General features: G+C 48.7%; 14 protein-coding genes and 1 other annotated feature. All 14 genes read left to right on the top strand.

The features are described from left to right. Positions 1 to 355: 355 nt before the first annotated feature. The 14 genes from ftsA to EPH95_RS04855 all read left to right on the top strand — a co-directional run bounded on the left by ftsA (position 356) and on the right by EPH95_RS04855 (position 14,084). Entirely contained in the window at positions 356 to 1,642 is a 1,287-nt protein-coding gene (gene ftsA, locus EPH95_RS04920; RefSeq protein WP_142087837.1) for a cell division protein FtsA, read from the top strand. Between the two features lie 51 nt (positions 1,643 to 1,693). Then, a complete protein-coding gene (gene ftsZ, locus EPH95_RS04915; protein ID WP_142087835.1) occupies positions 1,694 to 2,854 on the top strand; it encodes a cell division protein FtsZ in 1,161 nt (386 codons plus the stop codon). Positions 2,855 to 3,284: 430 nt separating this feature from the next. Beyond that, positions 3,285 to 4,211 carry a sigma-E processing peptidase SpoIIGA gene (locus tag EPH95_RS04910; RefSeq protein ID WP_142087833.1) on the top strand — a complete coding sequence of 309 codons (927 nt, stop codon included), beginning with the start codon at positions 3,285 to 3,287 and terminating at the stop codon, positions 4,209 to 4,211. A 25-nt stretch (positions 4,212 to 4,236) separates the two neighbouring features. Further along, complete coding sequence (sigE, locus tag EPH95_RS04905) at positions 4,237 to 4,947, top strand: RNA polymerase sporulation sigma factor SigE (RefSeq protein WP_142091489.1); 711 nt, start codon at positions 4,237 to 4,239, stop codon at positions 4,945 to 4,947. 158 nt (positions 4,948 to 5,105) lie between these two features. Beyond that, positions 5,106 to 5,888 carry an RNA polymerase sporulation sigma factor SigG gene (gene sigG, locus EPH95_RS04900; protein ID WP_142087831.1) on the top strand — a complete coding sequence of 261 codons (783 nt, stop codon included), beginning with the start codon at positions 5,106 to 5,108 and terminating at the stop codon, positions 5,886 to 5,888. Positions 5,889 to 6,336: 448 nt separating this feature from the next. Beyond that, positions 6,337 to 6,594 (top strand): YlmC/YmxH family sporulation protein, encoded by a 258-nt coding sequence (locus tag EPH95_RS04895; protein ID WP_142087829.1) that lies wholly within the window; start codon positions 6,337 to 6,339, stop codon positions 6,592 to 6,594. 68 nt (positions 6,595 to 6,662) lie between these two features. After that, positions 6,663 to 7,493, top strand: coding sequence for a peptidoglycan editing factor PgeF (gene pgeF / locus EPH95_RS04890; RefSeq protein WP_142087827.1), 831 nt, complete (start codon positions 6,663 to 6,665; stop codon positions 7,491 to 7,493). A gap of 1 nt (position 7,494) precedes the next feature. Then, a complete protein-coding gene (locus EPH95_RS04885) occupies positions 7,495 to 8,190 on the top strand; it encodes a YggS family pyridoxal phosphate-dependent enzyme (protein ID WP_142087825.1) in 696 nt (231 codons plus the stop codon). A gap of 2 nt (positions 8,191 to 8,192) precedes the next feature. Continuing rightward, positions 8,193 to 8,609, top strand: a complete 417-nt coding sequence (locus EPH95_RS04880; protein WP_142087824.1) for a cell division protein SepF — start codon at positions 8,193 to 8,195, stop codon at positions 8,607 to 8,609. Between the two features lie 28 nt (positions 8,610 to 8,637). Beyond that, positions 8,638 to 8,901 (top strand): YggT family protein, encoded by a 264-nt coding sequence (locus tag EPH95_RS04875; protein ID WP_142087822.1) that lies wholly within the window; start codon positions 8,638 to 8,640, stop codon positions 8,899 to 8,901. Further along, positions 8,901 to 9,677: a YlmH family RNA-binding protein gene (locus tag EPH95_RS04870; protein WP_142087820.1), complete on the top strand. Its 777-nt coding sequence runs from the start codon at positions 8,901 to 8,903 to the stop codon at positions 9,675 to 9,677. Before EPH95_RS04875 ends, EPH95_RS04870 begins: the two co-directional genes overlap by 1 nt. Positions 9,678 to 9,703: 26 nt before the next feature. Next, entirely contained in the window at positions 9,704 to 10,234 is a 531-nt protein-coding gene (locus EPH95_RS04865; protein WP_142087818.1) for a DivIVA domain-containing protein, read from the top strand. Positions 10,235 to 10,313: 79 nt separating this feature from the next. Next, positions 10,314 to 10,541 (top strand) — a binding site (T-box leader). Positions 10,542 to 10,590: 49 nt separating this feature from the next. Beyond that, positions 10,591 to 13,356, top strand: a complete 2,766-nt coding sequence (gene ileS, locus EPH95_RS04860) for an isoleucine--tRNA ligase (protein ID WP_142087816.1) — start codon at positions 10,591 to 10,593, stop codon at positions 13,354 to 13,356. Positions 13,357 to 13,433: 77 nt separating this feature from the next. Continuing rightward, entirely contained in the window at positions 13,434 to 14,084 is a 651-nt protein-coding gene (locus tag EPH95_RS04855; RefSeq protein WP_142087814.1) for a TraR/DksA C4-type zinc finger protein, read from the top strand. Positions 14,085 to 14,099 lie beyond the last annotated feature (15 nt).

Below are 14,099 nucleotides of genomic sequence, written 5' to 3'. Positions count from 1 at the left end.
AGCCTATATTGGTGTAAACTTGTACATAGGATCCTTATTTCAACAAAAAGGCAGATATTGGATCTTTCTATTTCTTGAAAAGATGTTTTCATATCCCCCTAAATAGGGGATTGGATTATGCGTTGACTCGTCAGCATCATTCGTGAACAGATGAAAAGCTGTGGAGCTATCCAGTGAAACTAGTAATCAAGCATGGCAATGAACCGGAATAAATATTTGCTGATGTAGTCACGGCTTTAAAGAATGGTGATGACCCGCTTTGCTGCGGTTACCTCCCGTCCGCACGGGCGCGCCCAACACATTACAAGCCTGGCATGTTATGGGCAGAACATTATTGCAGTAGGAGGTGCCATTCGTGGACAATAATGAGATTTATGTCAGTTTGGATGTTGGAACAACTGAAGTAAAAGTAATGATCGGCGAAATGTCAGCAGGAATGCTCAATATTATCGGGGTCGGAAAAGCACCTTCCACCGGCATAAAAAAAGGCACCGTTGTTGACATTGACGCCACGGTCGCATCCATCCGGCAAGCCGTGGAAGAAGCGGAACGGATGGTTGGCGTATCCATTAATCAAGTCGTTGTCGGCATTACTGGAAACCATATTGAATTGCAGCCTTGTCACGGAATCGTTGCCGTTTCCAACCCGAATAAAGAAATCGGCCATGAAGACATCGACCGGGTCATGGATGCAGCGCAAGTGGTGTCCATCCCAAGGGATCGGGAAGTTGTAGATATTGTGCCGAATCAATTTATCGTAGACGGTTATGATGAAATCAACGATCCCACGGGGATGATCGGTGTTCGGCTTGAGATGGAAGGGATGCTTGTTACCGGATCAAAAACGGTCTTACATAACCTATTGCGTTGTGTGGAGAAAGCGGATTTGGCCATCTCTGATATTTATCTGCAGCCACTGGCGGCAGGTGAAGTTTCCGTATCAAAAGATGAACGGGCACTCGGTGTCGCGCTTGTCGATATCGGGGGAAGCCAAACGACGATTTCCACCTTTAAAGACGGTTCACTGGAATCGTTGAAGGTTGTCCCTGTCGGGGGATCGCATGTGACAAACGATATATCCGTAGGACTTCGCGTCACCCAAGCAGAAGCGGAACGTGTGAAGATGGAACATGGGCATGCGTATATCGATGACACTTCCGATGAAGTGCTCGCCACCGTTCATCCGATGGGAGGGCATGAACCGGAGGAGTATTCCCAACAGGATCTGGCACATATCATTGAGCCGAGAATGGAAGAGATTTTTGAAATCATTGCCGAAGAATTGGCCGGCATCGGGGATATCCCCGGCGGAGTCGTATTGACCGGCGGTACGGTCATGATGCCCGGCACGCTTGAATTGGCAAGGGAAATTCTCGGCCGCAACATTCGCATGGCGATCCCGGACTATATCGGGGTAAGAGAGCCAAGATACACCAATGGCGTTGGGCTCATTGAATTTGCCCATCTTCATGTTAGAATGGACGATATGGATGAAATGGTTGTCGCCGCTCAGGACGAAGAAGAGCAGCCGGCCTATCGCAAAACAAGAAAATCGGAAAAGCAGCGGGAAGAACGAGAGGAAAAAGATTCACCCGGAGTAAAGAAGCGAGTGCGCAGTTTTTTCAAAGTGTTTTTTGAATAATAACGATAAAAAAGGATATACCAGACAATTGACTGATGAGGGGGACCCGAGATGCTAGAGTTTGAAATGGATATGGATCAACTCGCTCAAATCAAAGTCATTGGGGTTGGAGGCGGCGGCTCCAATGCGGTGAACCGCATGATAGAGAACGGTTTGCAAGGCGTGGAATTTATCGCTGTAAATACGGATTCTCAAGCGCTATCCCTCTCCCAGGCTGATACAAAACTTCAACTGGGCGGGAAGCTGACACGTGGGTTAGGCGCAGGCGCGAACCCCGAAATTGGCAAAAAAGCAGCGGAAGAAAGCAAAGAACAAATGGAAGAATCACTGACCGGTGCAGATATGGTATTTATCACAGCCGGAATGGGCGGAGGAACCGGAACCGGTGCTGCTCCCGTTATTGCGCAAGTGGCAAAAGATATAGGCGCCCTCACCGTAGGTGTCGTTACACGTCCATTTACTTTTGAAGGAAAAAAACGATCTACACACGCGAGCGAAGGAATTGAAACACTGAAAGAAAATGTAGACACCTTGATTGTCATTCCGAACGACCGACTGCTGGAAATTGTTGATAAAAGCACGCCAATGCTGGAAGCATTTCGGGAAGCGGATAATGTACTTAGACAAGGTGTGCAGGGCATTTCAGATTTAATCGCGACGCCCGGTCTTATCAACTTGGACTTTGCGGACGTAAAGACAATTATGAGCGAGAAAGGATCCGCGCTCATGGGAATCGGCATCGCTACCGGCGAAAGCCGTGCCGGAGAAGCAGCGAAAAAAGCGATCTCAAGCCCATTGCTTGAAACGTCCGTCGATGGCGCCCAAGGGGTGTTAATGAACATAACCGGCGGTTCAGATTTAAGTTTGTTTGAAGTGCATGAAGCGGCAGAAATTGTCTCCGAAGCATCCGATCCGGAAGTCAACATGATTTTTGGTTCCGTAATCAATGAAAATTTGAAAGATGAAGTTTTGGTTACGGTAATTGCAACCGGATTTGAAGAAGGAACGGAAAAACGGGGGCGTCCCGGCAAAAGCCAAGAAGGAAGCAGCAGACGGACAAGCCCGCAGCAACAACAGCCAATGGGGCAACGCCCGCAAGCTCAAAATCAACCTCCCGTTGATGAAGAGCCGGAGCGTCCAAGCGCCAGTCAAGAAGAAGAAGATTCCCTCGACATCCCGGCCTTTTTACGCAACCGCCGCCGGCGTCGGTAAAGTGTTAGCCGCCCGTTATCACCCGCTTACGGGTTTGAAGTGGGTGATTTACGGCGCTTACCACCGGGATAAGGCAAGGGAAAGAAGGAAAGCCCAAACGGGATACCATCTCCGTTTGGGCTTTTTTTATTTAATACATTTGATTGGATGGCGTGAAGCGTTTATGGTGCCCGCACGGAAGAGAAAAGGGAGCATTAGGTCGTCATAAATGCTGGCTTCCCAGTCATCCTACAGATGAAACGATACAGAAATCTATTAAAAGCAGAAAATTAAAAAATAAATATAATCCCCACCTCACAGTCCCTCGACAGTTTTTTATCAAATCAATGAAAATCAGAGTGTGACAACCACTGATAAAATGACATAATTCGAATGCACTTACACTTATACTGATTAAAAGAGATCAAAGAAAGGGGGGCCGAAAGGTGTTTTGACGCTGTACATAGATGTCATCTATACACTAAATACGGTCGTGACCGCCAGTTTGCTTTATATGGCCGCTAAATGGCTCGGTTACCCCATAAAAAAAAGACGGCTGTTCATTGCCGCGGCTGGTTCAGGCCTCCCTTTATTCATGTGGGTAACGGCTTACGGAGAGCTTTTGCTGCATCCTTTTGCACAGGCGGCCATTTGCATTGGCACGATTTTGCTGGCTTTCGGTTTTCAAACTTTTACACGCTTTGCAAAAGCCGTCTTATTGTTTTATTTTATCTCCTGGCTTACAGGCGGTGTCGTCATGGCTATGGCCATGTTTTGGCAAACGTCTGAACTTTTGGAAACATGGCGTTCTTCTGCCCGTTGGGTACTGTTTGATGATATGCACGGACTGCTCGTCTTATCCGCATTACCGGTCGTCATCCTTTTTGCTGAATTAAGCAAGCGCGTGCTTAAACAGGAAAAGAAAACGGCTGCCCAGTTCGCGAATGTGATAATAAAAATGGATGGTCAAAGTGAAGCGGTTAGGGCGACAACGCTTATCGATACCGGCAATCATTTACGCGATCCCATCTCAAGGGCACCTGTTTTGCTGGCGGAGATCTCCTTGTTTCAACCGCTACTTGCGGAGGATGAATGGAAAAAAACAATTGAATGGCTCGATTCCCAAGGGAGTAAAGGCAAAATGAAATGGGAGGATCGGATGAAGTTGATACCCTATCGTACTGTCGGCCGTGAGCACGGCTTTATTTTCGCGGTGCGCGCAGCGGAAGTTGTGATGATTGCCGACGGCCAACAGCAGAGTCACCAAAATGTCTTGATCGGATTTGAACATCGCAAACTTTCTGCAGAAGGACGCTTTCAATGTATAACACCGCCGGACCTGCTTCCGGATACATCGGATTTAGACTCTGCATCGTAAGGGGGAAAAAGTTTTGTGGAAAAAAATTAAATTTCACTTCTTAAAGCGTTGGTATAAAATCCTTGCCTTTTTCGGCATCAAGTCGGATAGCATTTATTATATCGGTGGGAGTGAGGCCTTGCCGCCGCCGCTCTCAAAAGAAGAGGAAGCGGAACTGCTTGCCAAGCTGCCGGATGGCGACGAAGAAGTGCGCGGCATTTTGATTGAGCGCAATCTCCGGCTCGTCGTCTACATTGCCCGTAAATTTGAGAACACCGGAATTAATATCGAAGATTTGATCAGCATCGGAACCATCGGTCTCATTAAAGGGGTCAATACATTTAACCCGGAAAAAAAGATCAAATTGGCCACGTACGCCTCGCGCTGTATCGAAAATGAGATTTTGATGTATTTGCGGAGAAACAATAAAACCCGCTATGAAATATCTTTTGATGAACCGCTGAATGTCGATTGGGACGGCAATGAACTGTTGCTCTCGGATGTAATGGGGACAGATGAAGATATCATCACGCGAGGCATCGAGGATAAAGTCGATAAAACCTTGCTGCGGCGGGCATTAACGACACTCAATCCCCGGGAAAAACAAATCATGGAACTTCGATTCGGGCTTGCCGGCCAAAAAGAAAAAACCCAAAAAGATGTGGCCGACATGCTCGGGATCTCACAGTCCTATATTTCGAGGCTTGAAAAACGCATTATTCGGAGGTTGAAAAAAGAATTTAATAAAATGGTGTAAAACAAACAGGCGGACGCACGCGGGTTTTGCTTCATACAGACACCCTTCCATCGGTTAGGCGGACGTAGACCAACGCATATTTTTTCCTCACACGGACATACTGAACGTGTAAGCAGGAGGAATCGTAGTTCTCCGTAAGCCACCGTGGGAGGGAAGACATGACACGCAACAAAGTAGAGATCTGCGGTGTGGACACATCGAAGCTGCCCGTTTTGAAAAATGATGAAATGCGAGCGTTATTCGAACGCCTGCAATCCGGTGATGAAACAGCAAGGGAAACATTGGTAAATGGAAACTTGCGTCTCGTCCTTAGCGTCATTCAACGTTTCAACAATCGAGGTGAGTTTGTTGATGATTTGTTTCAAGTCGGCTGTATCGGCTTAATGAAAAGCATTGATAATTTTGATCTCAGCCATAACGTGAAGTTTTCTACTTACGCGGTGCCCATGATTATCGGTGAAATTCGCCGTTACTTACGCGATAACAATCCGATCAGGGTTTCCCGTTCTCTCCGCGATACGGCGTATAAAGCGTTGCAAGTTCGCGATCGTCTCATGTCCGAAAAAAATCGGGGAACGGAACCGACCGTACAGGAGATTGCGAAAGAGCTGGACACGCCGAAAGAAGACATCGTTTTTGCGCTGGATGCCATTCAAGATCCGGTCTCCTTGTTTGAGCCCATTTACAACGACGGCGGGGATCCGATTTATGTGATGGACCAAGTAAGCGATGAAAAAGTAAGCGACAAATCGTGGGTCGAACATATTGCCTTGCAGGAAGCGATGATCCGACTCAATGACCGTGAAAAAAAGATCCTCGACATGCGTTTTTTTCAAGGAAAAACACAAATGGAAGTTGCCGAAGAGATCGGGATTTCCCAAGCCCAAGTTTCCCGGCTGGAAAAAGCGGCTGTCCAACAAATGAATAAACATAGCCAATAAATAACGAGGAAAGAAAATAACCAGTATACTCTCCGGCGGGGCGCCGTGCCTCGCCGGAGTTTTTTGTTTCGCGGAGGGGTTATAACTGCACAGCATAGGCAAGAGGAGAGATCGGACAAGGGTTTTGCCCTGAAAAAGGCTGAACCTCCCTTTGTCGTTCCTCTCGAGACGAGTCGATCCCCCTCAGAGGTATAACTTTCCCCTGATAGAACCTCTCGGAGCGTGTCGCTCACCTTTAGGGGTACAATTTCGCCTTTATTGTACCTCTAAAAGTGCTTCGATCCCCTTTAGGGGTACAACTTTTTCTTTATATGCAAGGGAACGGACTGGAAATCTGGGAGGTAGCGACTTTTGAGCATGTTAATCAGAAAGCAAAGAGATAAACGGTTGTCTTCGCTCATACAAATAAAAGAGGTGGATCGATCAGGAAATGAGGGAGGCGCCTACCATGTTGAAAATCACCGATCTGCAATCGAAAGAAGTGGTGAATGTCCAAACCGGAAAAAGATTGGGTTCGCTGGGGGACGTGGACATTAATTTGTCGACAGGGAACATAGAATCTTTGATCATTACCGGTTCGGGACGGTTGTTGGGGATGTTCGGACGCGATGATGAGATGAGTATTCCTTGGAGTCAAATCGCAAAAATCGGAACCGATGTCATCCTCGTTTACGTACATGGGACAGAAACGTCCAGTTTTCAATAATAACTATCGAATATGAAGGAATATGTGGTAAAATAAAGAGTAACAAAATAACCAGAGGCAGGCCATGTATGAATAGAGAACCTTTTGCCTTACATGCAACGAAAACATTGTTTGAGCACCGGCCCTTGCAACAGGCGCGTGCCGGGTTTACCACACGGCTTGGCGGCATCAGCCGTGAACCGTATCACGAAGCAAACTACGGCCTTCATGTCGGGGATGACCCCGCCCGTGTCAAGGCTAATCGTGAGCAGCTGGCCGACACCCTCAATCTTTCGCTTTCGCGCACGGTGCTTGCCGAGCAAGTGCACGGCGGCGCGATTCAAAAGGTGGATGAAACCGACGGCGGCCGTGGAGTCTACGCCCTTGACGATGCAGTTCCCGATGTGGATGGCTTGTATACGACAACGGCCAATCTGTGGTTGATGAGTTTATACGCCGATTGCGTGCCCCTGTATTTTTTTAATCGCCAAGAAAGCATTGTGGGGATTGCCCATGCCGGTTGGAAAGGAACCGCCCTCAATATCGGGGGCGAGATGGTCAGGATATGGGAGGAAATGGAAGGGGTCCCCGCCGAGGCCATTTATGTGGCGATCGGACCATCCATTGGGAAGGCAGCTTATGAAGTGGACGACAAAGTGATTTCCGCTTTAAAACATGTGCTGCCACAAGGAAAAGAACCTTGGACGCAAAACGGGTCCTGCAGCTTTTGCTTGGATTTAAAAGAAGCAAACGCACTGCTACTTGAAAACGCAGGCATCAAGCGTGCGCATATGGAGATAAGCAACGCATGCACCTATGAAAACGAAGCACTATTTTTTTCACATCGGCGCGACTCCGGACAGACGGGTCGCATGATGGCTTATATAGGGTTGTTGAACGCGAGGAGTGACGAAGGGTAGAATGGACATTAAGGAAAATGTTGAATCGGTCATGGCGAAGGTGTCTGCGGCTTGCGAACGGGCAGGCCGGGACTTACAAGACGTCAGCGTCATGGCTGTTACAAAGTATGTATCGGCCGAACGTGTGGAACAAGCGGTGGCCGCTGGAATAAAACACTTCGGTGAAAGCCGGAACGATGGTCTGCTGGAAAAAAAACAAACCATACAAACCCCTGTGCATTGGCATTTTGTCGGGCGTCTGCAAAGTCGGAAAGTAAAAGAAGTCGTCCATGAGTGTGACATCATTCACTCCCTCGACCGCACGTCTTTAGCAAAAGAAATCAATAAACGTTATCAAGGAGAAACACCGATCGCTTGTATGGTTCAGGTGAATGTTTCCGGTGAGGAAACAAAGGCGGGAATTGCGCCCGAGGGATTGGAAAATTTTGTTCGGTCCCTCGCATCTTATGAACATATCCAAGTGAAGGGATTAATGACGATGGCGCCGCACGCGGAAAACCCGGAAGACGTTCGGCCATATTTCCGGCATTTGCGAGAGCTTCGCGACTATATTCAACGATTGAAATTGCACCATGCCCCCTGTCATCATTTGTCCATGGGGATGTCCAATGATTTTGAACAGGCCGTGGAAGAAGGGGCTACGATTATTCGTTTAGGGACAAGCCTCGTCGGCAATGAGACGGAAAGGGAGGGGTGAGCATGGGCTTTAAAACACGATTTAAACGATTTTTTGATTTCGATGAAGAGTATTATGAGGAAGAAGAGGAAGTTCCGGCAGATGAAGAAAAGCAGTCAACGGCCAAGAATGGGAAGAATGTGGTCAGTTTGCAAAGTGTGCAACAGTCTGCGAAGATGGTTTTAATCGAACCGCGCACGTATGAGGAAGCGCAAGATGTGGCGGATCATTTGAAAAATCGGCGTTCGGTGGTCATTAACATGCAGCGTATCCCGAATGATCAGGCAAAACGAATCGTAGATTTCCTGAGCGGAACGGTTTATGCGATCAGCGGAGACATCCAGAAAATAGGTACGGGCACGTTCCTGTGCACCCCGGAGAATGTGGATGTCAGCGGCGCGATTTCCGATTTTCTTCACCAGGAAAATGCAGAATGGTAGATAAAGATAGAAGGCAGGTGAACACCCGATGCAAATGATTGGCCAACTGTTAAGCATGGGCATTAATTTATACACCGTTGCTGTTTTCATTTACGTATTATCCAGTTGGATTCCTAACTTGCGGGAGTCGAATTTCGGTCAAATGCTAAGCAAGATTGTAGAGCCGTATTTGGAGCCTTTCCGTAAAATTATTCCTCCGCTCGGCGGCATGATGGACTTTTCCCCGATTGTCGCGTTGATTGCTTTGCGGCTTGCGCATACTGGCGTCCTTGCCATATTCGGTGCCGGTTAATGGAGATTTATCAACATTTTCGAAAAGAAGAATTGCCGTTTATCCAACAAGTGGAAGATTGGAAATCTCATGTGGGCACCATGTATGAGGCAAAATTAAGCGGCTTTTTGGACCCCCGTGAACGAGAAATCGTGACAGCGGTTGTTGGCGCGGATGAAACGGTCCATGTCGCTTTTTTCGGAGGAGTGCCGGGTGCAGAACGACAACGTGCGCTTCTGTACCCCTTCTATGAAGATGCGGAAGAAGGCCGGTTTCAGCTGGAATTGTTCGGTGTTGATTATGCGCGCAAATTTGCGGAGATTCACCATCGTGACCTCCTCGGCGCGCTCACTTCGCTCGGAGTGAAACGGGAACTTTTCGGAGACATCACGGTGACGAAAGATGTGCTGCAATTTATCTGCGCCAAAGAAATCGCGGACTTTATCCTATTGAATCTGACGAAAGCTGGAAACACTTCGCTCAACATACATCCAATCCCTCTTTCGGAAGCCGTGCGTGTGGAAGAGGAATGGCAGGAAGATACCGGTTTCGTCTCCTCGTTGCGGCTGGATGTGGTGATCGCGGCAATTTACCGGCTCCCTCGTTCGAAGGTGAAACCATACATAGAACGGGAACGCGTGAAGTTGAACTGGAAAACGACTACGCAACCGGCAACGTTCGTGGAAGAAGGGGATGTCATTTCTGTCCGCGGCAAAGGGAGGAGCACGCTCATCGCTTTAGAGGAACGTTCCCGCAAGGGGCGTGTGCGGATCATATTTGGGCGGAAAAAAGATTAGGAAAACATATTTGGAGGTGGCCGGCATTGTCACTAACCCCGGTAGATATTCATAATAAGCAATTCACAAAATCGTTTCGCGGTTACGATGAAGATGAAGTCAATGAGTTTCTCGATCAAGTGATCAAGGATTTTGAGAGCACCATTCGACAAAAAAATGAATTGTTTGAAAAAGTGAATGAACTGGAAGATCGACTGAATCATTTTTCAAACATGGAAGAAACATTGAATAAATCCATCTACGTTGCCCAGGAATCGGCGGAAGATATCAAACGCAATGCGAACAAGGAATCGCAGCTTATCATTCGGGAGTCGGAAAAAAACGCCGACAGAATCATTAATGATGCACTTGCAAAATCCCGGAAAATCGCATTGGAAACCGAAGAACTGAAAAAACAGGCATCGGTTTATCGCATGCGTTTTAGAATGCTGATTGAATCACAGTTGGAAATGCTGAACGATGAGGACTGGGACAAGCTCGCCGACTCGATGGAGGAAGCAGAAGGAGACGAAGAGGGCACAGACGAACCGACGGCGGAAGAAGCGGAAAGCCGCTAACTTGACGAAGGCGGTTATTTCCCATATAATTTTTTGACAATCATTAATAACGGCTAAAACCGTCACGTCCTGTGACAACGCCGACGCAATGACAGGGACAGTAGTGAAGGAATACGTTGCCAAGCGAATCAGGGATGGTGTGAGCCTGATCAACCCCCTTCATGAAGATCACCCTTAAGCTCCGGTCCGAAAAGGCTACTCCATAGTCTCAGTAGGCGCCGGCGTCCATCAAACGTTACTTGATCCGAGCGGCTGCGTATTTTTGGCAGCCATCAGGGTGGTACCGCGGGTGAACCTCGTCCCTACGCAGGACGGGGTTTTTTATGTATATATAACCGAACGGAGGAAAAAATGCCATGAATTACAAACAAACACTTTTAATGCCAAAAACCAGTTTTCCGATGAGAGGAAAGCTTCCGAGCCAAGAGCCGAAGCGGCAGGAGACGTGGGAAGAGGAAGGGTTATACCAACAGCTCGTTGAAAAAAATGCCGACAAACCGCTTTTCGTTTTGCACGACGGGCCAATTTATGCGAACGGTGACATTCATGTCGGTCACGCGTTGAATCGGATTTTAAAAGACATCATCGTTCGCCATCGTTCCATGGATGGCTATAACGCCCCTTATATCCCCGGATGGGATGCCCATGGATTGCCGATTGAAACGGCATTGACGAAGAATAAAAAAATCGACCGCAAAAAAATGTCGGTCGCCGAGTTTCGCGAAGCATGCGAAGCATATGCCTGGGAGCAGCTCGAAAAGCAACGAGAGCAATTTAAGCGCCTCGGTATGATCGCCGATTGGGACAATCCTTATGTGACGCTGACGCCGGACTTTGAGGCGAACCAAATTCGCGTTTTTGGCGAAATGGCAAAACAGGGGCACGTGTATCAAGGGAAACGGCCGGTGTATTGGTCGCCATCATCCGAATCTGCGCTCGCGGAAGCGGAAATTGAATACCATGACAAGCGCTCGCCTTCGATTTATGTAGGCTTTTCGGTGACCGATGGAAAAGGAGAGTTGAATGAAGGAGATCAGGTGATCATCTGGACGACGACGCCTTGGACGATTCCCGGAAACATGGGGATTTCGGTTCACCCCGATTACGACTATTGCGTTTTCACGCACGAAAACAAACGCTATGTCGTTGCCAGCAAACTGTTTGAAACTGTAATTGAAGAATTGGAATGGCAAGATGCGGAAATCGTAAAAACGGTAAAAGGGGAAGCGCTTGACCGAGTTGTCGCTAAACATCCGTTTTATGATCAGGATTCGCTCGTCATCACCGGCGAGCATGTGACGTTGGACGCAGGAACGGGCGCCGTCCATACAGCCCCCGGCCACGGGGAAGAAGACTTTTTCATCGGGCAGGAATACGGGCTGGAAGCCATCTCCCCGGTTAACGATAGAGGGGTATTCACAGAGGAAGCTCCCGGGTTTGAAGGCGAGTTTTACGACAAGGCAAATAAACAAATTACGGAAAAGCTTGATGAAGTCGGGGCCTTGCTGAAACTCACGTTTATCACCCATTCGTATCCCCATGACTGGCGCACGAAGAAACCTGTCATTTATCGTGCCACAGAGCAATGGTTCGTATCGGTGGACAATATTAGAAATGAGCTGCTGGAAGCCATCGGCCGTGTGAAATGGCAGCCGAAATGGGGAGAAACGAGACTGTATAACATGGTTCGCGACCGTGGCGACTGGTGCATTTCCAGGCAGCGTTCCTGGGGCGTGCCGATTCCGGTCTTTTACGGCGAAGATGGGACGGCTATCGTTGAGGACGACACCATCGACCACGTCGCCCAATTGTTTAGAGAACACGGCTCCAATATTTGGTTTGAGTGGGAAACAAAAGCGCTGCTGCCGGACGGTTACACGTCTGAGCATAGCCCAGGCGGAACGTTTACCCGGGAAATGGACATTATGGATGTTTGGTTCGATTCCGGTTCCACCCATGAAGGGGTGCTCATGGAGCGAGAGGATGCCCGGCGGCCCGCCGATCTTTATTTGGAAGGATCGGACCAATACCGGGGCTGGTTTAATTCTTCCTTGACTACCGCGGTTGCTGTCACCGGCGAAGCGCCGTATAAACAAGTGCTAAGCCACGGATTTACCATGGATGGCCAAGGGCAAAAAATGTCCAAATCCTTGGGGAATGTCATTGATCCGGCAAACGTCATGAAGCAGCTGGGTGCCGATATTTTACGGCTTTGGGTCGGTTCGGTGGATTTTCAGGCCGATGTCCGTCTATCGGATGACATTTTAAAACAGGTATCGGAAAATTACCGGAAAGTCCGCAACACCCTTCGTTTTCTGCTCGGCAATCTTCACGACTTTGATCCGGTTAATCACCGAGTGCCGGCACATGAATTGGAAGACATGGACCGCTACATGCGGGAAAGACTGAATAACGTGATCGAACGCGCGCAAGAAGGTTACCGTAATTATGTGTTCAGCAACGCATATCAAGCGATTCACCAATTTTGTGCGGTTGAATTGAGTGCATTTTATATGGACGTCGCCAAAGATCGTTTGTATTGCGATCATGCCGATGATCCCCGGCGCCGCTCCTTGCAGACGGTCATGCATGACACCGTGATTGCCCTTACGAAATTAATCGCGCCGATCACGCCGCATACGGCGGAAGAGACATGGGCGCACATTCCGGGAGTGGATAAAACGGATTTCGTACAATTGACGGATATGCCTGAACCAACAACGGTTGAAGATCGCGACGCCCTGATTGAACGTTGGGAAACGTTGCTCGCCGTGCGCGATGATGTGCTTAAAGCGTTGGAAACGGCCCGTGAAGAGCGGGTGATCGGCAAATCCTTGGAAGCGAAAGTGACGATTTCCGTTCCGGAAACTGCTTATGAACTTCTTTTGGCGCAAGAGGAACCGGAGAAATTGTTCATCGTTTCCCAAGTAGAACTACGCAAAAGCAATGATGTGCCGGAAGGGCAAACGGCTGTGGTTCACGTTAAAGAAGCGAATGGAAGCACGTGTGCGCGTTGTTGGCACGTAAAAGAAGATGTCGGCGCGGAGCGGGAACATCCTGAAGTGTGCAAACGTTGTGCTGACGTTGTCGCGACGTATGATCCGGCGGATTTGGAAGTGTAACCAATGATCCATGCGTGTAATCCTTTTCTTTTCATCAGAAGCTAAAAAGGCGGGTGAAAGGAAGGGGAGGGTTTGCGGTGAGTGATAAAAAAGCGGCCATTCAATGGCTTTACGAGCGAAAATCCGAATTGGATCACCACGAAGCGGTAAAAAACCAAGACAGCCGGGATAATGAATTGTCCGTCTATGATAACCATCCTGCCGACTCCGCCGATATTTTTTATGAGGCAAGCAAAGATAAGGCGTTACGCCGCCACCGTAATCACGAGTACGCGGAGATCGTGCATGCCCTCGAAAAAGTGAAAGAGGGCACGTACGGCATTTGTGAAAAAACGGGGGGCGCGATCCCCGCCGAGCGGCTGCGCGCCCACCCGATTGCGCGCACAGGGGGCGAAAAAATGGAAGGGGTCGTCAGCGAGGCACATTTCTTCGTCGATCCACCGTCGAATGAAGCAAGCCCCTCGGTTAATCCCTATTACGAAGTGAACGGGGATGCCGCCCTTGATGGCATCGATATGTGGGAAGCGCTCATGAACACGACCGAGGACGATGGATATCGGGAAACGGCAACGACGGATTTTTGGGTGGAAGAAGCGCCGGGTTATACAGAGGAGATGGAGCGTTTTCTTTCGACCGGCATCGAAGGATATACAGGGAGCGACCAAATTGGTATGTTCCGTAACGAAGCATACGATTCGCTAATGGAGGAAGATGAGAACTGGCGGTAACTCACCGCCTGTTCT

Origin of the sequence: Salicibibacter halophilus (genome assembly GCF_006740705.1) — a bacterium.
GTDB lineage: Bacteria > Bacillota > Bacilli > Bacillales > Marinococcaceae > Salicibibacter > Salicibibacter halophilus.
The sequence above is the reverse complement of the archived record's forward strand: the minus strand, read 5'-3'. Positions and strand labels throughout refer to the sequence as shown.

What these genes read in the sequence shown, in the direction of transcription:
- EPH95_RS04880 (WP_142087824.1), top strand. Translation starts at nt 8,193, where the DNA reads ATGGGCTTTAAAACACGATTTAAACGATTTTTTGATTTCGATGAAGAG.
- ftsZ (WP_142087835.1), top strand. Translation starts at nt 1,694, where the DNA reads ATGCTAGAGTTTGAAATGGATATGGATCAACTCGCTCAAATCAAAGTC.
- EPH95_RS04895 (WP_142087829.1), top strand. Translation starts at nt 6,337, where the DNA reads ATGTTGAAAATCACCGATCTGCAATCGAAAGAAGTGGTGAATGTCCAA.
- EPH95_RS04885 (WP_142087825.1), top strand. Translation starts at nt 7,495, where the DNA reads ATGGACATTAAGGAAAATGTTGAATCGGTCATGGCGAAGGTGTCTGCG.
- EPH95_RS04870 (WP_142087820.1), top strand. Translation starts at nt 8,901, where the DNA reads ATGGAGATTTATCAACATTTTCGAAAAGAAGAATTGCCGTTTATCCAA.
- ileS (WP_142087816.1), top strand. Translation starts at nt 10,591, where the DNA reads ATGAATTACAAACAAACACTTTTAATGCCAAAAACCAGTTTTCCGATG.
- EPH95_RS04875 (WP_142087822.1), top strand. Translation starts at nt 8,638, where the DNA reads ATGCAAATGATTGGCCAACTGTTAAGCATGGGCATTAATTTATACACC.
- pgeF (WP_142087827.1), top strand. Translation starts at nt 6,663, where the DNA reads ATGAATAGAGAACCTTTTGCCTTACATGCAACGAAAACATTGTTTGAG.
- sigG (WP_142087831.1), top strand. Translation starts at nt 5,106, where the DNA reads ATGACACGCAACAAAGTAGAGATCTGCGGTGTGGACACATCGAAGCTG.